Source organism: Paenibacillus sp. FSL W8-0439, assembly GCF_038008995.1.
In the GTDB taxonomy this organism is placed as follows: Bacteria; Bacillota; Bacilli; order Paenibacillales; family Paenibacillaceae; genus Paenibacillus; species Paenibacillus polymyxa.
The window spans coordinates 5544310-5567926 of sequence record NZ_JBBPAK010000001.1 but is presented as its reverse complement, the minus strand read 5'-3'; the positions used below and the strand labels follow the sequence as shown (position 1 = coordinate 5567926).

Below are 23617 nucleotides of genomic sequence, written 5' to 3'. Positions count from 1 at the left end.
CAGCTATGAGCTACACGTCACCGCCACCTGTTACGACCTCCTCGGGCCATTTGCCGCTCTCACGGCGAACCGGCTTTAGGGGATTTATACACAAGCTGAATCAGCAGCGTGCACTCGTATGGATGTCCGTCCCTTTTTTAATCTGGCTGCTTATTTTTAAATATTTGCCTCTTTGGGGCTGGACGATTGCCTTCCAGGATTTTAAGCCTGCCCGCAAGCTGCTTGATCAGCAATGGGTTGGATTGAAGCATTTCCGTTTTCTATTTCAGGATGAACACTTTCTGCGGGTGATGCGCAATACGCTGGCGATGAGCTTTATTAATCTGGTGCTGGGATTTGTTACCGCTATAACACTAGCAATTTTGCTGAATGAGCTTCGTCAGATTGTATTTAAGCGAGTGGTGCAGACGATCAGCTACTTGCCACATTTTATTTCGTGGGTAGTTGCGGCCAGCATTATTAGTACGGCGCTATCAGCAGATGGCGGCATTGTCAATGAGGTGCTGATGTGGCTTGGACTCATTAAGGAACCTATTCTGTGGTTGGGTGAGGGAAGCTACTTTTGGGGGATTCTCGGAGCGTCGGAGGTATGGAAAAATGTCGGCTGGAATACCATCATTTATTTGGCCGCGATGACCACGATTGACCCCTCGCAGTATGAAGCGGCCGAGATGGACGGAGCAGGGCGGTTTCAGCGGATTTGGCATGTGACCTTGCCGGGATTAAAGCCTGTATTTATCATCCTGCTCATTATGAACATTGGCAACCTGCTGGAATCAGGCTTTGAACCGCAATATTTACTGGGCAACGGCATGAACGTGGATTACTCGGAAAACTTAGATATTTTCGTCCTGAAATATGGTATCCAGATGGGGAACTTTTCGCTTTCCATTGCTGCTGGAATGTTCAAAACGGTGGTTAGCTTCATTCTGTTGTTTAGCGCCAATCATATTGCGAAGCGGTTAGGGGAGGAGCGGTTGTTCTAAAAAAAGAGTGAGTTACGGGGGAGAAGGTCGCTTCGCGTGCGGATTGTTCTTCCGATCACTGTTATCCCCGGATTTTCTTATTGGAATAAAAAACATAGGTTAAAATCCGGGAATAAAGGTGAACGCTCCGCTGCTATCCTCCGTAAAGTCACTTTTTTAAGAACTGAGGGTTGTAGCAGGGGAACTTGCTCATCCATTCTACAGGGAAGGTCAGTGGATTTTTAACAGGCCGCTTCGCGGACCTCATCAAGACCTTACCAACTAACTACAACACGACTTCTTATAGTCCCAAAAATAATCCACATAATTCACTCCAATTGCCACTAGATATAACCACTCAAAATGATAGTTCCAAGTAACAGTACCAACAAACTCTAAGAATAATCAATCGGATTTAAGTGCAGGACTAGGCTATTTTTTAGAAAGGAGAGGAAGTCATGGGCAAAGGGAAGGCCGTACACGGGCGATTTCGGGCGCCCTCGGATCGGATTTTTGATGCGTGCAATGTTGTGTTTATGCTATGCCTAATGGTGTTCACGCTGTATCCATTTTTAAATACGTTGGCGGTTTCATTAAATGAAGCGAATGACTCGATTCGGGGCGGGATTTATTTGTGGCCGCGTGAATTCACGTGGAGTAATTATGAATTTGTATTCAAGGAAGCGACGATTTTCCATGCTACGTTAATTTCTGTATTACGTACGGTCGCAGGTACAGTGACCTCGGTGTTTTGCTGCGCAATGGTGGCGTATACGATCAGCCGACCGGAATATGTGCTGCGCAAATTTGTTTCGATTGCTTTTATTTTGACGATGTATTTTAGCGGTGGATTGATCCCCAATTTTCTCTTGATTCGTGAGCTTGGGATGCTGGGAACCTTTTGGGTGTACATCGTGCCGGGCTTGATCGGGGTGTTTAATGTCATAGTCATTCGCTCCTTTATTGAGGGATTGCCAGAGGGGATTTTGGAGTCGGCGCGTATTGATGGGGCTGGGGAGTTTGCTACTTTTATGCGCATTGTTTTGCCGCTGTGTGTGCCAGTGCTGGCAACAGTATCCCTGTTCACGGCGGTCTCGCAATGGAATTCCTGGTTCGATGTATTTTTGTACAATTCGTCGTATGAGCAATGGAGCACTCTCCAATATGAGCTAATGAAAATTCTGCAAAATTCCAATACGTCCGTTAACGCTCAGGACTATGCCAGCCAATTTGCAGGGTCGGAAAATTTGGCGAAGGCGGTTACGCCTACCTCTATTCGTGCCACGATGACGATTGTTGCTTCAGTGCCTATTATTTTAGTCTATCCGTTTTTACAAAAATATTTTGTGAAGGGTATGACCTTGGGAGGCGTCAAAGGATAGTGAATATTTTACATTCATTCTAAGAGCCGTTTCCAATCCGCAGATAACTATAATCCAAGAGTGCCAAATATGAATTCAAAAATTTGAGTGCAGGAGGGATTGCTGTGCGGTCATGTTGGTATACGCCTTTTTGTCTAGTGCTGGCTGGAGTGCTGTTGTTATCACCTATCGGATGGTGGGGAACGTCTGTAGCGAAGGCAGCTTCGTCTATGGAACATTCTCCGTCGGTTTCGGACAAGGTGCTATCGGCAGGGAAGATCATTGGAGCGTATGGATTTGAGCAAGGAAACAGTGACGGCTGGAAGCCCCGGGGAGCTTATACCCAAATTGCATCCGTCACGGAAGCGGCCTATGGCGGCACGCACAGTCTGAAGGCAACCGCTCGTACGGCGGCTTGGAACGGAGCAGAGCTGGATGTGAAGCCGCTACTGCTGCCGGGTGTGGAGTATGAAATTAGCGGGTATGTGAAACTGGACGGCAATGCGGCAATTCCAAGCGTGATTAAGCTTACGGTGGAGCAGCAGCCGACAGGGGGGACTACAGCATGGAAGACTGTAGCACAGACGGAAACAGCAGATACTTCGTGGATCAAGCTTCGGGGGAGATATACGTTTACCGGGGAGATGAATGCATTGAAGCTATATGTGGAGAACTCGAATCCCGCTCAGGCCTACTATGTGGATGAGGTGGAAATTAGACAGGTATCAGTAACACCAACGAATCCTACAAGTGGGATTGTATCTGGGTTTGAAGATGGCACAGCCCAAGGTTGGGTATCCCGCTTAGGAGCCGAGACTGTGCAGGTCTCGAATGCCGATGCACGGACCGGCTCATACAGTCTGCTGACAACAGGCAGACAAAGGGCATATGCCGGTCCCAAGCTGGACGTGACGGCCACGATGCAAAAGGGCAACCGTTATACGGTCAGCACCTGGGTGAAGCTGGCGCCGGGTGAGCAGCCTGCCAAGGTGAGGCTCAGCGTACAGCGTGATTACCAAGGTCAAAGTGCATATGAAACGGTTGTAGGCGATACGGCGATTACGACAGGAGGATGGATGCATTTGTCTGGCACGTATACCTTAGCACATGATACAGATGCCGTTTCTATGTACCTGGAATCGCCAGAAGGGACGTCTTCCTTTTATATGGATGATTTCGAATTGTCCCTGGTGCCGCCGCTGGCGATTGAGAAGGACATACCTTCTTTGCATGGATTATATCAGGGACAGTTCAGCATCGGCACAGCGATTGAGGCTTTCCAGACCGAAGGGGCTTACGGAGAACTGGTACAGAAGCATTTTAACAGTGTTGTTGCAGGGAATGCGATGAAGCCTGTCTCCTTGCAACCATCCGAGGGGCAGTTCCATTGGGAGGAAGCAGACCAAATTGTGCAATTTGCAAAACAGCACGGATTGGAAATTCGTTTCCATACCTTAGTGTGGCATAACCAAACCGGGGATTGGATGTTTAAGGACAAAAATGGACAGCCGATGACACCGACTGCTGAGAATAAAAAGCTTTTGCTGGATCGCCTGGAGACGCATATTCGTGCTGTTGCCGCTCGTTATAAAAATGTTATTACCGATTGGGATGTGGTGAATGAGGTCATTGATCCTGATCAGCCAGACGGCATGCGCCGTAGCAAGTGGTATCAGATTACAGGAACCGATTATATTGAAAAAGCGTTCCGTGTCACGAGGGAAGTGGCGGGGCCAAACGCGCGGTTGTTCATTAACGATTACAATACCCATGAACCGAAGAAACGGGATTTTCTGTACAATCTGGTGCGTGATTTGCTTGCCAAAGGTGTACCGATTGATGGCGTAGGTCACCAATCGCATATCCGCCTGGAGTTCCCTACTATTGCCGAAATCGAGCAATCCATCGAAAAGTTTGCTTCACTCGGGCTGGATAATCAGATCACAGAGCTGGATATGGGCCTCTACTCTAATGATACGGATCGCTACGAAACGATTCCTGAAGCTCTACTGATCCGGCAGGCTCATCGTTATCAGGCGCTGTTCGATATGTTTACAAGACAGCAGGAGCATCTCAGCAATGTGACCATTTGGGGAACAGATGATGGCAATACGTGGCTTACTACGTTCCCGATTGCCCGGCTGGATAAGCCGCTGCTGTTCGATGAACGGTTAAAGGCCAAATATGCGTATTGGGCGCTGGTTGATCCATCCAAAGTGCCGCCGCTGCCAGTAGGGAGTAATGAATAAATGATTTGAGACAGAGGAGTAGAGTTGTTCAAAAGGAGAGCTGGAGCTATGGCTACCTTTCATTTTGCCTTATCCTATGCAGTACGTCCGGGCAACTGGGTACCACTCGCCAAGATTCGGGCCTTTGCAGGTAAGAGAGTTATCTCATGTAACACAAACAAAGCAGGCTGTTCTTACATGCTCGGTCATGTAGGGACAGCCTGCTTTGTTATCGTAAAGGAAAAAGCAGTTTTATTCCAAATTGGCGTGTTGACCATACATGGATTCGGAAGTCAGCTTGCGCAGCTTCATCGTTCTGAGTACCAACGCATCGCCATACAGCAGCAGGGTTTGTTCAAACAGTGAGCCCATGGGCTGAATGGTTTGGTAATTCTTGTTGGATGGGTCCTTGGGTGCGCCGGGCAGCTTAACGATGATATCGGCCAGTTTGCCGATGGTGGACTCGGGGGAGGTGGTAAGGAGCGCCAGTGAGGCCCCGAGTTTTTTCGCTTTGTCTGCCATGGAGGCTAGGCTTTTGGTTTCACCAGAGCCTGAACCGATAATCAGCAGATCACCCTCGCCCAAACCAGGGGTTACGGTTTCCCCAACGACGTAAGCTTGAATTCCCATATGCATCAGCCGCATGGCCAGCGAGCGAATCATGAACCCTGAGCGCCCCGCTCCTGCTACGAATACCTTATTCGCAGCAGCGATGGAGTGGATCAGCTGTTCCGATTCGGTATCGCTGATTAGCTGTGGAACGAATTGCAGCTCCTTGATTACCTCGGATAAATATAGAGAGGTCTCCATTGGGATTAACCTTGTTTAATGAGCTGCTGCATTTGCGAGGCTACAGCCTTTTTGTCGTCTTCGCCAGTGATACCGCCGCCTACGATAACCAGATCCGGTTGAGCTTTTACCACTTCAGCCAATGTACTCAGCTTGATGCCGCCAGCTACGGCTGTTTTGGAGTTTTTTACGACTTTTTTGACGGTTTGCAATGCTTCGAACGGACTTTGTCCTTCCGCTTGCAGATCGTAGCCTGTATGCACACAGATGTAGTCAACGCCTAAAGCATCAATTTCTTTCGCACGTTGCTCCAGGTTTTTAACACCGATCATGTCCACCAGGATTTTTTTGCCGCCTTGTTTCTTAGCTTCTTCTACAGCACCTTTGATCGTTGCATCTTCAGCTACAGCCAAAATCGTCACAATATCGGCACCAGCCTCGGAAGCTTTCAGCACTTCATATCCCCCTGCGTCCATAACTTTCAGGTCAGCCAGCACTTTTAGATTGGGAAATGCTTCTTTCATTGCTTTTACAGCGTGAAGTCCTTCATTGATGACAATCGGCGTACCGATTTCTACGATATCAATATACGATTCGACTTCTTTTACCAATGCAATACCTTGTGGGATATCTACCAAGTCTAAAGCCAATTGAAGTTCCATGTTATTAACTTCACTCCTTAAGTGAATTTGTATTTTGGTGAATAGGTACATGCTTTGTTGAGTCGTACTCTATACTTTGCTTTCGTGCACAGGTTTGATTGTAAGGCCCCGGTATTCGGTTGAAAAGTACGCACTAATTCGTAACGTAGTTACCCTGACGATACTATAGATCATAAAAACCACTCATAAGAGAGCCAATCTTTTGTCTTCTTTAGCATTATTTCAATAATGAAAATCCTCTATTCGTGACTCGTAAATATACATATCCATGTCAGATTGCAAAAATATGAATGTACCGATGATTAAATTGACTTCAAGTTAGGCTTTGACTATATTTGTAATATACTGGCATGTAAAAATGGGGCTAATAGCATAACTACCCTGAAGAATAGCCACAAGGCTAGGGGTGACCGTAATTTTCAGGATAGGGAGGCGGGGTTTAGTGGAAGAGGTCCTGAATCAAAGGGGAGCTATTTATTTGTTGTCGGACAGCCACGCGCTTGATAAAGCTTGCGAGTTATTTAGAATCAGCTACACGCATAATGATTGGGATGAAGCGAACAAGGTTGCGGATTATTTGCATTCGTTGGCTGAAAGCCTGTATCACACCCAACTGAGAAATGCTGCGGACGGCAAGTATGAGACATTGGACACCAAACACCCGCTGGTGTTTTATTATGCTTACAGTTATCTAGCGAAATCGATTTATTATCAGAATATAGGCCAGTATGAGGAAGCCAGAGATTATATTATGAAGTATAGCGAAATGGGCTGGTTTATGGGGCTGGATCAAAGCGGTCACGAAGAAGTAGAGAGATTCCGTTTTCTCGCCAAGGCCAATTTATATATGATTGATTTACTTTCGGGGAAGAAGGCACTTTTACCGGAATATGTTCAGTTTCTTCACAGCAATGACGAGGAGCTACTACCAGGATTGGTTAGTATTACTGAAGCAGCTAACTTGAACAATTGGGATATTGATGAACTGCTGAACGAGTTTGCCGATGATATTGAGATATTTGAAGGTTATGAAGATAGAGCCAACCGCGTATATTATTTAAAATTGGTCAACCAATTAGCTATTTACTATTTGAAAAAGAAACAGTATATCGTTGCCTTGAATTATATCCTTGTTTCTCTGCAATTCTCTATTGGGGTAGAAGCCGATGCCGATTTTAGAACATTGGTTGCACTATTCGAAACTTACCGAGATTTGGCAACACCGTCCCAGCAAGAGCAATACCAAACCATTTTATTAAGGGGGCTTCATAATGAAAAAGGCATTAAGCTCGATAACTATGGTCTTAGCGTTTCTTAGTGTTGCTCTTCCGATAGGAAATACATTGGGAGATTTAGACTCCGTGCATCCTTCGAATCATGGTGTTTTTTCTTTTACTGCTTGATTTCAGACTTCGATCGTCATACCCAGTAGGGATTGTGTAAATAAGGGGAGCGCACTTTTTCGCCATTTGCGGATCAGTGCGCTCCCCTTTCTCATGCCAAGAAACGATGTTATTTATTTTACAATATAGGAAGTCAGGTTATCGGCCAGATGTTGCATCGTTTCGCTCGCCTTTTGCATACGCTCCATGACTTCGGTGAAAGAGCCTACCAGAGTCGCCTGCTCTTGAGAAGAAGAAACAATTTGCTCTATTTCCTGCTCCATCTGACGAATGGAGTTCTGTACATCCTTAAGGGCTCCCTCGATATCGACCGTCGCTTTTTTGGACTCTACGGACAGCTTGCGTACTTCTTGAGCAACGATACCGAAGCCTGCTCCTGCTTCTCCGACACGTGCGGCTTCGATCGCAGCATTCAATCCAAGCAGGTTGGTTTGATCGGAAATTTCCTTGATAAATACAGCAACCTGATTAATTTTACCCGAGTTTTGTACGGCAATTTGGGTGTTCTTCAAAATGTGTTCACTGGTAGCCTGTAGCTCCTCCGAATGCGCTGTTACATGCTGCACCATCTCAATGAGTTGCTCGGTAATGGAGAGGTTTTCGGATACGATTTGATCCAGTTGATTTTTGTTGGTCAAATTATAGGAGGCGGCAAACGCTGCGATGACGTCCCCTTTATCGTCAAACACAGGAATACTGATCATATCAAGAGGATATCCCAGGACTTCAGCCGGAATGTGGGTCAAGCTGGCCTCATGTCCATTTTTAAGCATGGCAAAATTTTTGTAGTCCTCCAGCAGCTCCGAGCCTGTTTCAAAGCCGAGGTCCATACCCTCTGATTGGGTGTAAGCAAGAACGTGAGTGCGGTCGAAGAGAGCAAGGGTTACTTTCTCACGCATAACCTGTTGTATGTAGGGAATGGCTACAATTAATGCATCTATTGTATTCAAGTGGACTGCCTACCTTTCTTTACTAAATATATTTTTTATAGTCTTATATAATTGTCGGTCTGAAGACGGATAAAAGTTATAAAGGTATCGAAAATTTAAGGGGATATGAGAGCTTCAATAAAAAAGGCATATCGTTTCCATTACGAAACGATGTGCCTTCATATTTAATCTAAACGTGTCAGTGTGTATAAGTGGTTCACTTGCCGCGTTGCTCGAACAACTGTGCGATTTCCACAATAACCTTGGTGGCAAGCACCATGTTGTCCACTGACACATACTCATACTTACCGTGATAGTTCTCCCCACCTGTGAAAATATTCGGTGTAGGCAGTCCCATGTAAGACAGCTGTGAACCGTCTGTGCCTCCACGAATCGGCTTGATAATGGGCTCAATATTCAGCTTTGTCATTGCTTCATGTGCGATATCGACGATATGTTTGACAGGCTCGATTTTCTCTTTCATGTTGTAATACTGATCTCTCAGCTCCAGCGTGATGCGGTTATCTCCATAGGCAGCCTGGAGCTCTTTTACGATATTTGTCAAATAAGCTTTCCGGTTTTCGAAGCTCTCGCGATCAAAATCGCGGATAATATAGTACAGTTTGGCTTGTTCTGCTGTGCCTGTAGACTCCAACAGATGATAGAAGCCATCATACCCGTCTGTATATTCCGGGGCTTCATTCGCAGGTAATCTACTGTGCAGTTCCATAGCGATTTTGGCAGCGTGGATCATTTTGTTTTTAGCCGTACCAGGATGTACATTCACACCATGAATGGTAATATGAGCAGCTGCGGCATTGAAGCTCTCATACTCCAGTTCTCCGAGCGGTCCGCCGTCTACTGTATAAGCATATTCAGCACCAAAAGCGGCTACATCAAAGCGTTCAGGTCCTCTTCCAATCTCTTCGTCCGGTGTAAAAGCAACGCGAATTTTGCCATGTTGAATTTCTGGATGATCAATCAGATAGTGGATTGCTGTCATGATTTCTGCGATGCCAGCTTTGTTGTCTGCACCGAGCAGGGTGGTACCATCTGTTGTGATTAGGGTATGGCCTTTATATTGAGTCAATTCGGGAAACTCACGTGGAGAAAGTACTACACCCAGCGAGGCATTCAGCGTGATATCGCCTCCATCGTAATTCTCCGTCAACTGTGGCTTCACTCCTGCGCCGGTTAGCTCAGTAGCCGTATCAAGGTGTGCCAGAAAACCAATGACGGGCACTTCTTTATCCGTATTGGAGGGAAGGGTTGCCATTACATAACCATGACCATCAATGGTTACGTCTGTCATACCGATGGATTTCAGTTCGTCTACCAGGAGGTTGCCCAATGTGAGCTGTCCGGGTGTGGTGGGGCAAGTGTGGCTGCTTTCGTCGGATTGGGTATCCACCTGAACATATGTAGTCAGGCGGTCAATCAGTTCCTGTTTCATGTGGTTATCCTCCTTGGGTCTTTTTCATTATGGTACGTATTTTATCATGATTAGGCTTATAATATGAAAAAAATGGTTTAACCTTTCAAAATGACAGGTTGTCCGCAGATTAGGCAAAGGATCTGAGAGGGCAACTCCTTTTAATATATAGAGAGTACGTTAATCTATAAGTCTTTTAAATTGTGTCTTATTACTGAGACACTTAACGTTACGTTGATAGATTGGGAGCATAGAATACATTATCAAACGCAAGGGAGGTGAAGACTATGGCGATTCTTTTACCTTCGCAATTCTACAATCTTGCTGCTGGTGTGGGTAAGTCCTTCTTTGAAAATCTGAGAGGCGGTAATAATGCTACGATTACTGTGAATAATACAGGTGCCAATCCGGTTGATCTTGTGGTTACCCGTGTCAATGCTCCTGTGATCACTTATGTAATCCCAGCGGGCAACAGCCTTACGTTAGAAGTTGCTTTGCTGCTGGTAGCTGCTCTTCAGGCGACTCCAGTTGGAGCAGTAACAGGTACTATCCAAATTGCTACCGCTGATTTTTAATCTGTAACGACTTGACCCTCTAACTCTAGCTTTGCCGAAAGGCAAGGTTAGAGTTTTTTTATTGTTTGAAATTTTCTGAAACTTTTTTCAGGTTGTGCCGATATATACATATGACATCGTAAATAACACATCGAAAAGGAGTACCCTGTATGAGCTTTAGCAATCCGGTTTTACGTGATGACATCTTTTTACGTGAAGATGAAAGAGAAGCTAGCGAACAACGTATGACCATCGGAGGAACGGTGAACAAAACGTTACTTCTGCTGGTCCTACTTATCGTTTCTAGCAGTATTACCTGGTATATGACCTACCAAGGAACCGTAGAGGTGCTATCATTGCTGACGGCAGGCTTTATTGGGATGGCAGGCGTAGCACTTGCGATATCCTTTTTTCCAAAAACGGCTCCATTGCTTTCTCCTGTATATGCGATTCTGAGTGGCTTTGCTTTGGGTGGCGTTTCCGCTTTTATGGAGTATGAGTACCCTGGAATTGTAGTTAATGCCATTTTGCTGACTGTGGGTATCTTGTTCTTGATGCTCTTTATGTATACACAACGAATCATCAAGGTGACACGTGGCTTTATCTCATTTGTTGTCCTATGTACGATGGCGATTTTTCTGGTGACGTTGGTTGATTTTATTTTGAATTTTTTCGGTATGAATGTTCCGTATATCCATGAAACGGGCTGGGTGGGTATTGGCATTAGTTTATTTATCGTCATCATTGCCGCTTTGAATCTGCTCGTAGATTTTAATTTCATTGAGGAACAAGCTGATCAAGGTGCACCCAAATATATGGAATGGTATGGCGCTTTTGCATTGCTGGTAACGTTAGTGTGGCTATATGTACGAATATTGGATCTGTTAGCTAAGCTTAGCAATAGGGACTAAGGTCTGCGACTATTGCATATGTTCAAGTAGGATGAGAAGAGAAGGGCGGCTGAATGTCGTCCTTTTTTGTATGAAAGAGGCGGTTTAAAAAATGCATTTTACGTTAAATACATAGAAGTTGGGTAAAACATAGAGGATAGATAGGTGAGGAGTGAGGTATATGTATCAAGTGGTGCTGGTGAGGCATGGAGAAAGCGTGTATAACCGACAAAACTTGTTCACAGGCTGGACGGATGTCGATCTGACTGAACAGGGAACTCATGAGGCCATCGAGGCAGGACGTATCCTCAAGGAGGCTGGGTATACGTTTGATTTGGCATTTGCTTCTGTGCTAAAACGTTCTATCCGCACGTTGTATCATATCTTGGATGAGCTGGATCATCTGTGGATACCCGTGCAGAAGTCATGGAAGCTGAATGAACGCCACTATGGTGCTCTTCAGGGGCTCAGCAAGCTGGATTCCGCCGTGCAATACGGCGAGGAACAGGTTCATATTTGGCGGCGTAGTTTGACGGTGCGACCACCCATGTTGGATGAGCAGGATGAACGGAGTCCACATCGGGAAGAGCGTTATCGCCATATTAAGCCGGAGGAGCTGCCGCTCGGGGAAAGCCTAGAAGACACTGTGCATCGGGTTGGTGAGTTTTGGAAGCAACGGATCGTGCCGTTGATTCTCAAAAAGGACCGGGTTATCATTTCCGCACACGGTAATACTTTACGAGCCTTGATCAAGTACATGGAGAATTTGGACGAAACTGCACTGCTGGATTTGAACATCCCGACAGGTATCCCACTGGTGTATGAGCTGGATGAGCATATCGATCCTATACGACGCTTCTATCTTGGGGATCCGAGTCATGTAGAGGCAAAAAAACAGGCTGTGGCCAACCAAAGCAAGGTGACGGAGTGATTTTCTATATACAAAGAGGACAGGGTGCTTCCTTGCATCCTGTCCTCTTTGAGTTGATATACATCAAGTGTTCGCGGTATCCTCTGTTTCCAGGCTGTCTTCCTCGGTAGGAAGTGCCCATACCGATACACTGCCAGCACGAACGGGAAATACGCCGTAGCCATCCTGTTCGATCTTCACGGCATGATCGTGATGCCCAGTCAAATCGGTCCATTTTTCTCCTGCATGTTGTTTACCCACGAACATGCGCTTTTCCCCGTCATTTGCGTTGGTGATCACCACAGCACATCCAGAGCCGTGCAGCTCAGGAATGCCCTGACGAACCCATCCAATCGTATGGGGATCATCAAAATAATCTTTTTGCTCACCATAAGCTTTGTGGTACCGAGCATATAGGAGCGGGTCTAGCTCAGCTTGCTTGCCTTTCACAGGCGTTTGTCCCTGGATACCGTAGTAATCCCCGTAGAATACGCAGGGATAACCATCTTTGCGCAGTAGGATGAGTGCATAGGCACTGGGCTTAAACCAGTCCTCCACCCAGGATTCGAGCGCTTCATGCGGCTGGGAATCATGATTATCGACAAAAGTAACCGAGTTCAGGGGATGGGTATGAACCAGCGTATCCTCGAAAATGGTGCTTAAATCGAAATCCTTACCACCCAAGGAAGCGCTATGTAGTTTGTAGTGGAGGGATACGTCAAACAGGTCGATTTTATAATCGATGGTATCCAGAAACTTTTGACACGATTCCAGATCCGGTTTCCAAAACTCGCCTACCATATAAAAATCCTGCCCACGCTTTTTAATCATTTCTGTAGCAAACTCTCGTACAAATTCATGATTAATATGCTTGATTGCATCCAGACGGAATCCGTTGCATTGTAGAGTATCCACCAGCCACTTGCCCCAGCGGATCATTTCCTTACGCACATCCTGATGATTATAGTCAATATTGGCGAACATTAAATAATCATAATTGCCGAATTCATCATCTACATTATCGCTCCAGTTTTTATTTTTACCTAAAATACGATAGATTCCTGTCCGGTCCTGACTTGCATCGTAATCCGTTCCGTTAAAATGTTCGAAGTTCCATTGAAATGTGGAATACTTCCCTTGCCGGCCGGGGAATGTAAATTTAGTCCAGCCTTCGATATCAAAGGGCTCGGAAATGACCTCATTACGATTATCCGGGTTGACCTCGACGACCTTGAATACTTCGGTTTCATCTGCACCTGCCTTATGGTTCATGACCAGATCGACATAGACGGCTACGCCGTGGCGAACGCAGGATGCGACAGCTTCCAGCAGATCTTCCCTGGTTCCGTATTTGGTGCGTACTGCACCTTTTTGGTCAAATTCGCCCAGATCGTAAAGGTCATAGACGCCGTAACCCGTATCCTCAGGAGATTGGCCTTTGGTGACAGGTGGAATCCATATCGCGTCAATTCCTTTGGCTTTTAGTTCCGGTGCCAGGCGGGCAAGCTTTTTCCAGTGAGAACCGTCAGCTGCGACATTCCACTCGAAAAATTGCATCATCGTATGGTTCCTTTTCATGTGCGTCCCTCCTTCATATATAACAAGTTACCCACCAAGTGAGGGGGGCTAAACGTCTGATGGTCAATATGATGTTGATGAAGAACATGGATCGCTATATAACGTATGCTAAATCATTAAAATTTGTTATACCTTGAGTGATGACAACGACTCGATGGCTAGAAAAGGAAACGTGAAAACGGTAAAATGAATCTAACTTAGCTATAGTTCGGATTTCGGGCAAACCATAAGCTCGAACAAGAAAGGGAAGGAGGGATGAACGTGACAGATCCGCAGCAGAATAAGGATGAAGCGGGAGAACCGCTGATGAAAAAATGTACGTATTGTCAGGAGATAAAACCATTAACAGACTTTCAGCGCAGAACCGGTCGCCGGGCGGGGCCTTATTCCCGGCGTGGTCCTTGTCGTTCCTGTCGGGGGTTAGCCCCGAAAGAACGGGCGGTTGAGTCCGCTCCTTCCCATGAGGAAATGAAGCCCTTGGCTGCTCCTGTGGAACGGCATAGCTCCGAAGCAGATACGACTGCGTACGGTCTGGAAGCGTCCGCGCAGCCTTCTAATGATTCTCAACGCCCCCGTAGGAAGCCCGTCACGGACAAAGCGCGTGAGCGCCATCGGCAACGGGTTCGTCATTTGCTTAGCAGGCTGAAGCCTGCGGATACCCGTGCGTTGCGGCTTAATCGCAATGGCATGATTCGACTAAGAGGCAAAACCGACCAAGGGAGACGCTGGCATCAGGAGATTGAGCTTGATTTGGCGATGACTCTGGTCAGAGAACGCATGGCGGTGATTGTAAATCCGTACACGGTCCGCAGACTTTATAGCAACAAGGAATTCCGCCAATATGTGCTTAAACGTGACCGTTATACGTGCTTTTTTTGCGGTGGCTATGGCGACACGATTGACCATTTACTTCCTCGGGCTAAAGGTGGACACACCACGCCAGTAAATTGCGTATGCGCCTGCAACGAGTGCAATCAAGTTAAAGCAGCCCGTGATGTAGAGGAATTTATCGAGTCTGGCGTGCCACTGCCGATTCCGGATGATTTTGAACCTTCTGGTGCTTCCGATGCTTCTGAGGACACCTTACGCACCTAGGACGATTTGCTGGGGAATCGGCTACATTTCCTTAATACAGTTCTACTTCAAAGCCAGATTCCTTCCAGGCTGTTGTTCCGCCTTCAATAAAGGCCACATTGGTAAAGCCCATCTGTTGCAGTATATAAGCTGCCAATGCAGCTTGTCCGCCTGCCCCACAGGTGGTGATAATTGAGCGGTTGCGGTCACGTAAGCGTTCATCACGCAAATCTTGTGGAACGTCCAGGTCAGCGCGGATGGGTAGCATGCCCAGTGAAATATTGGCGCTACCGCGAATTAGGCCGCAAGCACCTGCATCATGAGAATCCTGTACGTCGATAACGAATGTATCTGGATTGGATTCAATTCGCTGACGTGCCTCCTGTGAAGTAATGCCCTGAACGTGCTGCCTCGCTTCTTGAACCATATCTGCAAATGTTTTAGCCATCGTTCAACCCTCCGTAGGAATATGTTTTGTATTGGTTTTCATATTAATAAACAGAAACTCACCCTCTCTATTACCCATCTCTAGTATAAAATGCCCCTTTTTTTAAGGTAAAATTAGACAAAAATCGTGCTTATTCTAATTTTTATCTAAAATAACAATAAAAAATTTGCAGAAATTTGTGCAAATTTAAAATTTCTTCGACGATTGGGTTGTGAAAGGTGTAATATAGAGGTATAGGGTTCCGTTTCGGCCTGTTGTAGTCACGAGGGAGCGCTTCGTGAGATATTCCGCAGCAGTAACAACAACAGAATAACGTCCAAGCAATATACAATTGGCATCTGCGATCATCAGTCTTGCCCTTTAGGGTATAGGCCGGTTTAAGCTGTGCTTCTTGCATGTTTAAGGGCGAATTCATTGAACGTTTTATTGCTAGAGTTTATGATGCAGGTTACGAGAAAGGAATGGACTTCTATTTTCACAGTAAAGGAGGACGTTCACGCATGTCTGAAAACCAACAAGAGGTGGCCGTAACACAAGAAGCTACCAAAGAGTCTCGGGATGTATTGGACCAATTGATGAAACCGGAGGTTCAGCAATCGCTGACCGTACTGGTAGAGAATCTGCCAAAGTTGACTGAGATGGTTACTTTGATGACCGATGCTTATGATGTAGCCCGCAGTCTGGCAACTGACCCTGTCTTTATCGGAGATATGAAAAACTCCATGGGAGAGTTTGTGAAGCCTGTTACAGATTCGGCTAAAGGATTGGCTTCTGCTGCAATTGAAGCAAATGACCGTGTACAAACTACGGACGGCAGTGTAGGTCTGTTTGGCCTGCTCAAAATGCTTAAAGATCCTAATGTACAAAAAACGCTGCGTTTCAGCCAGGCTTTCCTGGATATTCTGAATGAGCGCCAACGCGAAAGCAAATAATTACCTGATCGAGAACGGAGGATGGACATGTCGAAGCAAATTTTGATCTTGGGCGGCGGATACGGCGGATTGCTGGCCGCTCTTACAGCACGCCAGCATATGGACGCTAGCCAAGCAACCATTACAGTGGTAAACCGCTTTGCGTCGCACCAAATTATTACGGAACTGCACCGTTTGGCGGCAGGTACGATTGCCGAAAAAGCTGTGGCGCTTCCTTTGGAAAAACTGTTGCGTAACAAAGATATTATCCTGAAAGTGGATACTGTTTCCGAAATCAAACCGGACGATAAGAAAGTAACTCTGGCCAGTGGTGCTACGTTGAGCTATGACGCTCTCGTTATTTCCCTGGGCAGTGAAACGGCATACTTCGGTATTCCGGGGCTGCAAGAGCATAGCTTCACACTGAAATCAGTGGCAGAAGCTAATCGCATCCGTGCACATGTGGAAGCTCGTCTGGATGCTTACAAGCAATCCGGTAACAAAGCGGACGCTACCATTGTTATCGGTGGCGGCGGTCTGACTGGCGTTGAGCTGGTGGGCGAATATGCTGACAAACTGCCTGCAGTTTGCCGTGAAAAAGGCATCAACTACGAAGATATCAACTTGTATTGCGTAGAAGCTGGACCATCTATTTTGGCAGGCTTCCCTCAACCATTGGTTGATCGTGCAGTAACAAGTCTTGAAAAACGTGGCGTTCAAATCGTAGCGGGTGTTCCGATTACAGAAATGAAAGCTGACGAAGTTCTCTTGAAAGACGGACGTTCGATCAAAACGAACACACTGATCTGGACAGGCGGCGTACAAGGTAATGCACTGGTTGGCGCATCTGGTATTGAAGTAAACCGCGGTCGCGCAACTGTGAATGGCGCACTGCAATCGACTTCCCACGAAGACATCTTCCTCGCTGGCGACAGCGCAGTAGTGTTCCCAGGTGAAGGCGAGCGTCCGTACCCTCCAACTGCACAGTTGGCTTGGCAAATGGGTGAATTAGTTGGTTACAACATCTTCGCTTATTTCAACGGAGCGAAAATGGAACGCTTTACGCCAGTGTTCTCCGGTACACTGGGCAGCTTGGGCAGAACAGACGCGATCGGTACTGTAGGTGCGAATGGCACCCAACTGAAAGGCGCTGTAGCCACCTTGATGAAGGAAGGCAGTAACATCCGTTACTTGTCCCACATCAAAGGACTTTTTGCATTGGCCTATTAATATTGATATGGTTTATTAAAAGAGAGCGCTGTTCAGCGCTCTCTTTTTTTCATTCTTCGACACTAGCAATGCTTACATATTTCACAAATAGTCTTAATTCACTTCATCATGGCTAACTCTTCCACCTGTGCAGGAGGGAGCGCGCCTTCAAATATACTCAGCTCATCTATAGATCCTTTGAACGCAGGGTCCCACCAATTGACCCCTAGGCTGAATGTTCCAGATTTAGAGGTAAAGACATCCGGGAACTTTGAGCCGGTAAATTGAATTTTGCCATTCACATACACCTCTAATACCCCACGATCTACAGTGAAGGCCAGATGTGTCCATTCATTGGCTTTGATCTTCAGGCCCGTACTGCCAGTATACCAAGTTGAGCTGCCGGACCAGACCATAGTGTTATCCTTCTCGGGTCCTCTGGGCAGAAGGCTAACCCAGTGGTTGCTATCCATAGCTCCAAAAAAAGTTGGTGTATGGACAGTCAACTCGCTGGGCTTCACCCACAGTGACACAGAATAGGCTGAGCTGGATATGAGTCCTTCAGGCAGAGCAATACCTGACTGTCCATCAAGGACTACAGCTTGGCCCCTTACTCCTTCAGCGTAGGATACACTTCCTCCCTGACGATCGATCCGGTCACCAGTAACCTTACCATTGGCAAAAGCATCATTCTGATCCTTTAGGTTATTTTCAAATGGGTATGAAGCGGTCAATGTTGCCTTCTCATAAGGAGCTACCGTAATGTTAAAAGTTTTATCCCGACTGCTGTCTCCTTTGGTGATGGAAGCCGTCAAAGTAGCGGATACAGCCTTTTCACCGATCCCGGGGCGCTTGACTTCACCAGTATCAGAAATGACGCTTGGGTTTGAAGTTTTCCAGATAATCGCGGATTGGCGACTGCCTTCCTTCGGAAGCGTCAGATTAGCCGTCACCCGGCTCGTATCGCCAAGATCTAATTCACGATACACACTGTCAACGACTGTCATATCCGGCATATCAGGGAACTTACTGCCCCAGGCCATTTCGCCTTTATTCGATAGAACTGTAAACGCCAAAATATATTGATTCGTTACCTGGTCCCATTGTCTCAGGAATACTCCATCAAACACAGTGCCATCCAGTGTTAGTTGGATATTCGCATCCCCCGACTTGTGCCATGTTCCTTGCACATCGCCTTTAATAGTGTGATCTGCTTTCAGCTGAATGAACTGCGTATTTTTGATCGTCGCCGAAGAATCACTACCATGGTTAATATATTGATAATCGCCAATGAATTGTTTCTCATCCAGCTTTGTAAGCGTCTCGCCACCGTAACGGTAAGGAGCTACCACAGGCCAGTCATCCTGATTCATGAACATTTGATGTACACGCAGCTCGTGAGTCTCCCCCTGCTGAGGGAATCGGGTATGAAAGACAACAAACATTTGTCCGGTAGCAGGATCGGTGTACACCGAGTTATGCCCAGGAGATACATAGCCGTAGCCCACACCTGTACCTGGATCGCCTATTTGGCTATCGAACAAGAAGTTACCCATTAATTTGTTGCCATAGGCTGCATTTTTGGTGTTTGCTGGCAGAACAGCATTCTGCCCTTTGGCATCCTTATAAGGTCCTGTCGGACTCTTGGAACGGAATAATCTCATGTTATATCCACCGTCAGCTGCAAGTCCGCCATAGGTTACATACAGATAGTAGTAACCCGTTTTTGAGTTGTATTCAATATACGGACCTTCCCCGGACTCACCGTATCCACCTGCAATCTTGGTGCCAAAATAACGATCAATCAACCGGCCATCCTCCGTCGTTCCATCTTGGCCTGGATAGATCGGTTTGCCAGTTGCTTTATCCAGCTCCAGCAAAAAAATGCCTCCGGACCATGACCCATACGTCATCCATAAGCGCCCGTCTGTATCATAAAAGACTGCTGCATCTATTGCATTCGGGAACACCCGATTCGCATAAGAACCGTCGGCATTAAACCATCCTGCTCTGGGACCCTTCAGCTTGCCTTCATTAATGAGTTGTGGAATCGGCGTATTTGTCCACTTTTTATCTACTTTGCTATTTTTATCGAATGCAGTCTCCTTTGTAAAACCAGTGTTCACAATGGTATCCACATATTGATAGGGTCCCTCAATGTTGGGGGCAACGGCAATGCCGATCGCGGAGCGTATATAGGTGGAGGAGGCACTATAATAAATCATGTAGGCCCCTTTTGTGCCATCCTTATTGACATAATGCTCATTCCAAAATACATCGGGTGCCCATACCGAGAATCCTCCTTTGCTGTCCGCATCATTCTCACCCGCCCAAGCGAAAGATCCGGCCAGATTCTTCGATAAATCCCCGTAAAGGGTATTCCCAGGCGTAGTGTAACCGTTTGCAAAAGAAGTCCAGTTTGTGAGATCTTTTGATTTCGCTGCGGCGATATGCGACCCAAACACATAATAAGTGTCACCGTCTTTGACAATCGAAGGATCGTGAACCGATACATTAGAGAAGGTCGGCACATCCTGCTTCTTGTTTTGGTTCGGCTCCGCTGCTGCGGCGTCCAGTGTACCTAATGGTACGGCTGCAATTGCCAATAATAAAGTCATTGTTAATGCAATGCTCGACCTGGCTCTACGTTTAAGCAATCTTTTCATCGTATACATTTACACCTTTCTAAAGTGGAATACAGTGATATATTCTGCTTTCATCGCTAAAATTCCTTTATATTTATAAATATTATTAATGTATTTATGAATTACATAGCTGTAGGAAAGGTCTCGGCATCCAAAAGCAGTTGCGCTATTTCACACTTTCTTTTTTGATACGTAGTTGATCTTCTATACACTATGATATGTAAAATGACATGTTATCTTTTTAGGAAAAAATTATAAATTATGGTTGACGTTATATATTTGTGGGAGTATGCTAGTTTCGAAAAATAACTAGGAGGTTTGTGTATGTTTAGGAAAAATAAGTTTTTTGGCGTGGGGTTAGCAACTATCCTCATGTGTTCCGCATTCTCGGGAAGCCTCGCCTATGCGGAGCCTAAGGCAACTAAGTACGATGCTGCATTTTTTGAAAATCTCAAACAGCGGGCCATTGTCCATGAACTTCAAGAACACCAGATTGCCGTTAATCCAAAAGCATCTATTGCTGAACTACTGAATACAGCGGATAGTACATCACTAAAGAGTAAAAGTAATAGTGATCTACAACAAAATCTGGAGAAGCTTAACAAATCGGAATACATATATCTTACGCTCGATGGAGAAGTATACAGCTCAGAAAAAGGTTATGTAGGTATGGCGGATAAAGTTGAATCAAAAGAGGATAGTGTAACGGATGCTACTTATACAGAAGCAAGTTCTATAAGCGAATCAGGGAACAAACATGATATATCCATATCAAGTAAAAGAAACCCCAATCCATGGGAAGTGAGTGGAGGAACGACTGGAGCTTTTTCAAGGGTTCAATTGGATTATGACGGTTTTGATGGGGTTAATGCACGTGTGATCTTGCCAACGGTTAGGGATCTAGGAGTAAACGAACAGCCATGGGTATATTATGGTTTTGATGCGAAGAATGGGAAAAAGGTTGAGGGGGGATTTTCCTTTCAAACGGGCCAAAAAAGATACAAAGGCTTCATTAAAAATGGAGGCTATGAATATTCTATAGAGACGTGGGTAAATGGGGAGGGGTATAATTCAGTTAAATTTTATATTGATAATAGTACCTATAACGCTTATCTGTTAGCCTACTACAATCAAATCGTCGTTATGCAAACCTCTTTTAACTCCTCGGACCTCTCATCTATGTCTGTCAAGAGAGTGACAGCAATAGCGAAAGATAACTTTGATGGCAGCAATATCTATGGAAGTGCTATCGGTGGAGAGTTTTCAGATTTGGTAGTCTCGAAATTCAATTCGGATTATTATTATCCATGGGATAATTATAGTGATTACTCTTTTTGGGATGGAAGTCAGTGGTTAGGTACGATTGATTGGCCTACCGATTATATTACTCATTTTGATACAAGTGTGTGGATCAGGAATCCAAACCGATAAGAACAATAGTTAAACGATGGCTCAGGCTAAAATATGTTGAATAGCATCTGTCATTTCCTTTATTGTTGGGTGGAACTTACAACAATGTGGTTTGGCAGATATTTTTCCATGTTATGCTTACTCAACTGGACTCCTTCGCTGTAATTTTGGTTTTGAACCTAAACAAAATCACTAGGAGGGCGTTATGAAAATCAGGTTATTAATCAGTATTATGATTGCACTAAGTTTTGCTACCGCATTCTCCAATTCAACATCGGCTCAGGCCAAGACCCCCATACACCTGAAGGTCAATGATCATTACGTTTTATACACCTATCCTGCCTCGCCTTTTGTGGATACAAAGGGGAGACTGCTTATACCGCTCCAAGTAGCTGGGGATATACTGGGTGGTAAAGTAACTTACAACGCAGCGAGCAAAACCGCTGCTGTTGATTTGTTGGGGCGTAATGTAACGGCTACGATCGGCTCACCCGAAATATCGGTTAACGGTGAGCCGGTGACAATGGACACAGTCCCCATCATGAAAAGCAACGCGATGTTTTTGCCGGTTTCCATTTTGTTGAAAGATACAGATGCGCAGATGGAGTGGGACTCGAAGCGTGGTTTATTGAAGCTAAGACATGATAGCTTTACGGAAAGTCCAGTTCTTATGCGATTTATGGGACAAGACTTAGCCCGAGTCATTGACGCGAATGCGTTTGACCTTACTTCCTTTGACTGGGATCAAAAGCAGGGTGTATTGAATATTTATGCTACTTATAAGAGTGACTTATCGCCTGTCTTCAAACAAATTGACTTTAATCCTATGATTGTGTATAGCAAAGGGACTTATAGTGTAGATCCTTATTCTAAACCCGGTTCATTTCACAAAGTCAAAATAACCAGTGCAGGTCATTTGATTTATACAAAAAATATCGGTACAACTAATGCAGATAGTGATTATATAAAATACATTACTTCTGTGGGCAGGCTGATTCAATAATTGTTCAGATTTTTAAAGATGAAACAATGAAAATAAGACAGGGGAGTTATTTTCCCTGTCTTATTTTTTAGAAGATCTCTTATTTTCTAGTATTTATTCAACTTAGTAATTGAATGTCGCCAGTGTGCTATTGTTTTCGTTTGAATGAACAACACCTTTTACACGTGATACATTTTTATTTCTAATGTCTGAAATAATATCTTCTTGGATTCTATTCTTTTGGTAGTAGGTTAGACTGTTCCAATCATCTGTTTTAACATACGCATCCACTGTGACTTCACTAGAGTCGCCCTTTACGCTAAAGTCTATGGAAACATTGTTATATTTACGATCAAAGTCGTTGAGCAAGACCCTTTTGATCTCGCTCAGATCAATTTTGGAGGATAGTTTTTCTATATCCACATTCCCTTTACTATCGGAGTCAAAGGTTGCAAGTTTGTTTCCGTTACTTGAGTTTTTAACGGTTCCTTCAATATCAGCATCTTTAAAGGTCTTTAAAATATCCTCCGAAATATCTTCTAGGTAGGATTTTTGTCTGCTACTCGAAATATCGTTCCATCTACTTTCTGTCAACTCAATAGTCACAGTAATATCGTTTTTATCACCTTTCAGAGTAATATCTGCATTGGCGTTATTTGTGTCGCGATAGTCTCTGTTCAATTGACGTTCAAGATCTTTCAAAGTATCGGTGCTACTTTTGCTAGCTGTATCTTTCAGCGTCTGATTGTCTTTTTGCAACTGAGCAATGGTAGCGTCTTTCGTCGTGTTCGCTGCTTTGGCTGTGTTCAGTTCCTGAGTCAGCGTCGTAATCTGGTTGTTCAGTGCTGTAACCGTAGACTGATCAATAGGAACGCCGTTATCAGCAATGACTACGCGTTTGTTTGTGCCATCCCATGTTACTTTTTTATCCAAAGCTGTACCTGCCAGCTTCAGCGGGATATACGTCACGCCATCCAGCAGAAATGGTTCTGTTTTAGCATCCGAGGCAACTTCGGTTCCGTTATAGATAATTTTAATATTGTTATATACTGCTTGGATCGGCTTAGTTACTTGTGCAGCATATGTAGATTGGCTGAACAGAGCCCCGGAGATGGCCAAGGCCGACACGGCAGTGATGATGACAGGTTTCTTCATGGACTTCAATGATTTCATTCGTTGGTCTACCCCTTTATTTAAGAATTATAGCTTGATACATAGACTAGAGTAACATTAATAC

20 protein-coding genes are annotated in these 23617 nt (G+C 45.2%); 12 read left to right on the top strand and 8 right to left on the bottom strand.

Translation table 11 applies throughout. The features are described from left to right. Positions 1-5: 5 nt before the first annotated feature. From MKX36_RS24025 to MKX36_RS24015, 3 genes are all read left to right on the top strand, one after another. The gene (locus MKX36_RS24025; protein WP_016822679.1) at positions 6-986 is read left to right on the top strand and encodes an ABC transporter permease; all 981 of its coding nucleotides are present in this window, start codon (positions 6-8) and stop codon (positions 984-986) included. A gap of 437 nt (positions 987-1423) precedes the next feature. After that, complete coding sequence (locus MKX36_RS24020) at positions 1424-2347, top strand: carbohydrate ABC transporter permease (RefSeq protein ID WP_044786959.1); 924 nt, start codon at positions 1424-1426, stop codon at positions 2345-2347. A gap of 104 nt (positions 2348-2451) precedes the next feature. Next, positions 2452-4575 carry an endo-1,4-beta-xylanase gene (locus MKX36_RS24015; protein WP_340865917.1) on the top strand — a complete coding sequence of 708 codons (2124 nt, stop codon included), beginning with the start codon at positions 2452-2454 and terminating at the stop codon, positions 4573-4575. A gap of 231 nt (positions 4576-4806) precedes the next feature. On the opposite strand, the gene hxlB is transcribed toward MKX36_RS24015, so the two are convergent. After that, on the bottom strand, positions 4807-5364 hold the full coding sequence (gene hxlB / locus MKX36_RS24010; protein ID WP_340865916.1) for a 6-phospho-3-hexuloisomerase: 558 nt from the start codon (positions 5362-5364) through the stop codon (positions 4807-4809). A 5-nt stretch (positions 5365-5369) separates the two neighbouring features. Beyond that, positions 5370-6005: a 3-hexulose-6-phosphate synthase gene (gene hxlA, locus MKX36_RS24005; RefSeq protein ID WP_013312540.1), complete on the bottom strand. Its 636-nt coding sequence runs from the start codon at positions 6003-6005 to the stop codon at positions 5370-5372. A 442-nt stretch (positions 6006-6447) separates the two neighbouring features. On the opposite strand from hxlA, the gene MKX36_RS24000 reads away from it, so the two are divergent. Beyond that, on the top strand, positions 6448-7323 hold the full coding sequence (locus MKX36_RS24000) for a DNA-binding protein (protein ID WP_340865915.1): 876 nt from the start codon (positions 6448-6450) through the stop codon (positions 7321-7323). 198 nt (positions 7324-7521) lie between these two features. On the opposite strand, the gene MKX36_RS23995 is transcribed toward MKX36_RS24000, so the two are convergent. Further along, positions 7522-8358, bottom strand: coding sequence for a methyl-accepting chemotaxis protein (locus tag MKX36_RS23995; protein ID WP_016822685.1), 837 nt, complete (start codon positions 8356-8358; stop codon positions 7522-7524). A gap of 196 nt (positions 8359-8554) precedes the next feature. Beyond that, a complete protein-coding gene (gene pepT, locus MKX36_RS23990) occupies positions 8555-9790 on the bottom strand; it encodes a peptidase T (RefSeq protein WP_016822686.1) in 1236 nt (411 codons plus the stop codon). 266 nt (positions 9791-10056) lie between these two features. Between pepT and MKX36_RS23985 the strand changes: the two genes are divergently transcribed. The 3 genes from MKX36_RS23985 to gpmA all read left to right on the top strand — a co-directional run bounded on the left by MKX36_RS23985 (position 10057) and on the right by gpmA (position 12144). Continuing rightward, positions 10057-10344, top strand: coding sequence for a hypothetical protein (locus tag MKX36_RS23985; protein ID WP_013312533.1), 288 nt, complete (start codon positions 10057-10059; stop codon positions 10342-10344). A gap of 149 nt (positions 10345-10493) precedes the next feature. Then, a complete protein-coding gene (locus MKX36_RS23980) occupies positions 10494-11234 on the top strand; it encodes a Bax inhibitor-1/YccA family protein (protein WP_019688938.1) in 741 nt (246 codons plus the stop codon). Between the two features lie 160 nt (positions 11235-11394). Beyond that, positions 11395-12144 carry a 2,3-diphosphoglycerate-dependent phosphoglycerate mutase gene (gene gpmA, locus MKX36_RS23975; RefSeq protein ID WP_016822688.1) on the top strand — a complete coding sequence of 250 codons (750 nt, stop codon included), beginning with the start codon at positions 11395-11397 and terminating at the stop codon, positions 12142-12144. A 63-nt stretch (positions 12145-12207) separates the two neighbouring features. Here gpmA and MKX36_RS23970 read toward each other — a convergent pair whose 3' ends face one another. Beyond that, positions 12208-13701 (bottom strand): alpha-amylase, encoded by a 1494-nt coding sequence (locus MKX36_RS23970; RefSeq protein WP_340865912.1) that lies wholly within the window; start codon positions 13699-13701, stop codon positions 12208-12210. Between the two features lie 261 nt (positions 13702-13962). Between MKX36_RS23970 and MKX36_RS23965 the strand changes: the two genes are divergently transcribed. After that, a complete protein-coding gene (locus MKX36_RS23965) occupies positions 13963-14796 on the top strand; it encodes an HNH endonuclease (protein WP_340865911.1) in 834 nt (277 codons plus the stop codon). Between the two features lie 31 nt (positions 14797-14827). On the opposite strand, the gene MKX36_RS23960 is transcribed toward MKX36_RS23965, so the two are convergent. After that, positions 14828-15223: a rhodanese-like domain-containing protein gene (locus MKX36_RS23960; protein ID WP_290409728.1), complete on the bottom strand. Its 396-nt coding sequence runs from the start codon at positions 15221-15223 to the stop codon at positions 14828-14830. Positions 15224-15723: 500 nt separating this feature from the next. On the opposite strand from MKX36_RS23960, the gene MKX36_RS23955 reads away from it, so the two are divergent. Together MKX36_RS23955 and MKX36_RS23950 are read left to right on the top strand one after the other, a co-directional pair. After that, on the top strand, positions 15724-16155 hold the full coding sequence (locus MKX36_RS23955) for a DUF1641 domain-containing protein (protein WP_017426146.1): 432 nt from the start codon (positions 15724-15726) through the stop codon (positions 16153-16155). Positions 16156-16182: 27 nt separating this feature from the next. Further along, positions 16183-17364 carry an NAD(P)/FAD-dependent oxidoreductase gene (locus MKX36_RS23950; protein ID WP_013373647.1) on the top strand — a complete coding sequence of 394 codons (1182 nt, stop codon included), beginning with the start codon at positions 16183-16185 and terminating at the stop codon, positions 17362-17364. Between the two features lie 98 nt (positions 17365-17462). Here MKX36_RS23950 and MKX36_RS23945 read toward each other — a convergent pair whose 3' ends face one another. Continuing rightward, positions 17463-20009, bottom strand: coding sequence for a LamG-like jellyroll fold domain-containing protein (locus MKX36_RS23945; protein WP_340865908.1), 2547 nt, complete (start codon positions 20007-20009; stop codon positions 17463-17465). A 303-nt stretch (positions 20010-20312) separates the two neighbouring features. Here MKX36_RS23945 and MKX36_RS23940 point away from each other — a divergent pair, with 303 nt between their 5' ends. Both MKX36_RS23940 and MKX36_RS23935 read left to right on the top strand, forming a co-directional pair. Next, positions 20313-21419 carry a hypothetical protein gene (locus tag MKX36_RS23940; protein ID WP_340865907.1) on the top strand — a complete coding sequence of 369 codons (1107 nt, stop codon included), beginning with the start codon at positions 20313-20315 and terminating at the stop codon, positions 21417-21419. Between the two features lie 184 nt (positions 21420-21603). Then, positions 21604-22401, top strand: coding sequence for a copper amine oxidase N-terminal domain-containing protein (locus MKX36_RS23935; protein WP_257126438.1), 798 nt, complete (start codon positions 21604-21606; stop codon positions 22399-22401). Between the two features lie 102 nt (positions 22402-22503). Here the strand turns inward: MKX36_RS23935 and MKX36_RS23930 are convergent, their stop codons facing one another. Further along, positions 22504-23553: a stalk domain-containing protein gene (locus MKX36_RS23930; protein ID WP_025676705.1), complete on the bottom strand. Its 1050-nt coding sequence runs from the start codon at positions 23551-23553 to the stop codon at positions 22504-22506. Between the last annotated feature and the right edge of the window lie 64 nt (positions 23554-23617).

Coding starts and splice junctions, on each gene's coding strand:
- MKX36_RS24025 (WP_016822679.1), top strand. CDS start 6: ATGAGCTACACGTCACCGCCACCTGTTACGACCTCCTCGGGCCATTTG.
- MKX36_RS24020 (WP_044786959.1), top strand. CDS start 1,424: ATGGGCAAAGGGAAGGCCGTACACGGGCGATTTCGGGCGCCCTCGGAT.
- hxlB (WP_340865916.1), bottom strand. CDS start 5,364: ATGGAGACCTCTCTATATTTATCCGAGGTAATCAAGGAGCTGCAATTC.
- hxlA (WP_013312540.1), bottom strand. CDS start 6,005: ATGGAACTTCAATTGGCTTTAGACTTGGTAGATATCCCACAAGGTATT.
- pepT (WP_016822686.1), bottom strand. CDS start 9,790: ATGAAACAGGAACTGATTGACCGCCTGACTACATATGTTCAGGTGGAT.
- MKX36_RS23985 (WP_013312533.1), top strand. CDS start 10,057: ATGGCGATTCTTTTACCTTCGCAATTCTACAATCTTGCTGCTGGTGTG.
- MKX36_RS23980 (WP_019688938.1), top strand. CDS start 10,494: ATGAGCTTTAGCAATCCGGTTTTACGTGATGACATCTTTTTACGTGAA.
- gpmA (WP_016822688.1), top strand. CDS start 11,395: ATGTATCAAGTGGTGCTGGTGAGGCATGGAGAAAGCGTGTATAACCGA.
- MKX36_RS23970 (WP_340865912.1), bottom strand. CDS start 13,701: ATGAAAAGGAACCATACGATGATGCAATTTTTCGAGTGGAATGTCGCA.
- MKX36_RS23960 (WP_290409728.1), bottom strand. CDS start 15,223: ATGGCTAAAACATTTGCAGATATGGTTCAAGAAGCGAGGCAGCACGTT.
- MKX36_RS23955 (WP_017426146.1), top strand. CDS start 15,724: ATGTCTGAAAACCAACAAGAGGTGGCCGTAACACAAGAAGCTACCAAA.
- MKX36_RS23950 (WP_013373647.1), top strand. CDS start 16,183: ATGTCGAAGCAAATTTTGATCTTGGGCGGCGGATACGGCGGATTGCTG.
- MKX36_RS23945 (WP_340865908.1), bottom strand. CDS start 20,009: ATGAAAAGATTGCTTAAACGTAGAGCCAGGTCGAGCATTGCATTAACA.
- MKX36_RS23940 (WP_340865907.1), top strand. CDS start 20,313: ATGTTTAGGAAAAATAAGTTTTTTGGCGTGGGGTTAGCAACTATCCTC.
- MKX36_RS23935 (WP_257126438.1), top strand. CDS start 21,604: ATGAAAATCAGGTTATTAATCAGTATTATGATTGCACTAAGTTTTGCT.
- MKX36_RS23930 (WP_025676705.1), bottom strand. CDS start 23,553: ATGAAATCATTGAAGTCCATGAAGAAACCTGTCATCATCACTGCCGTG.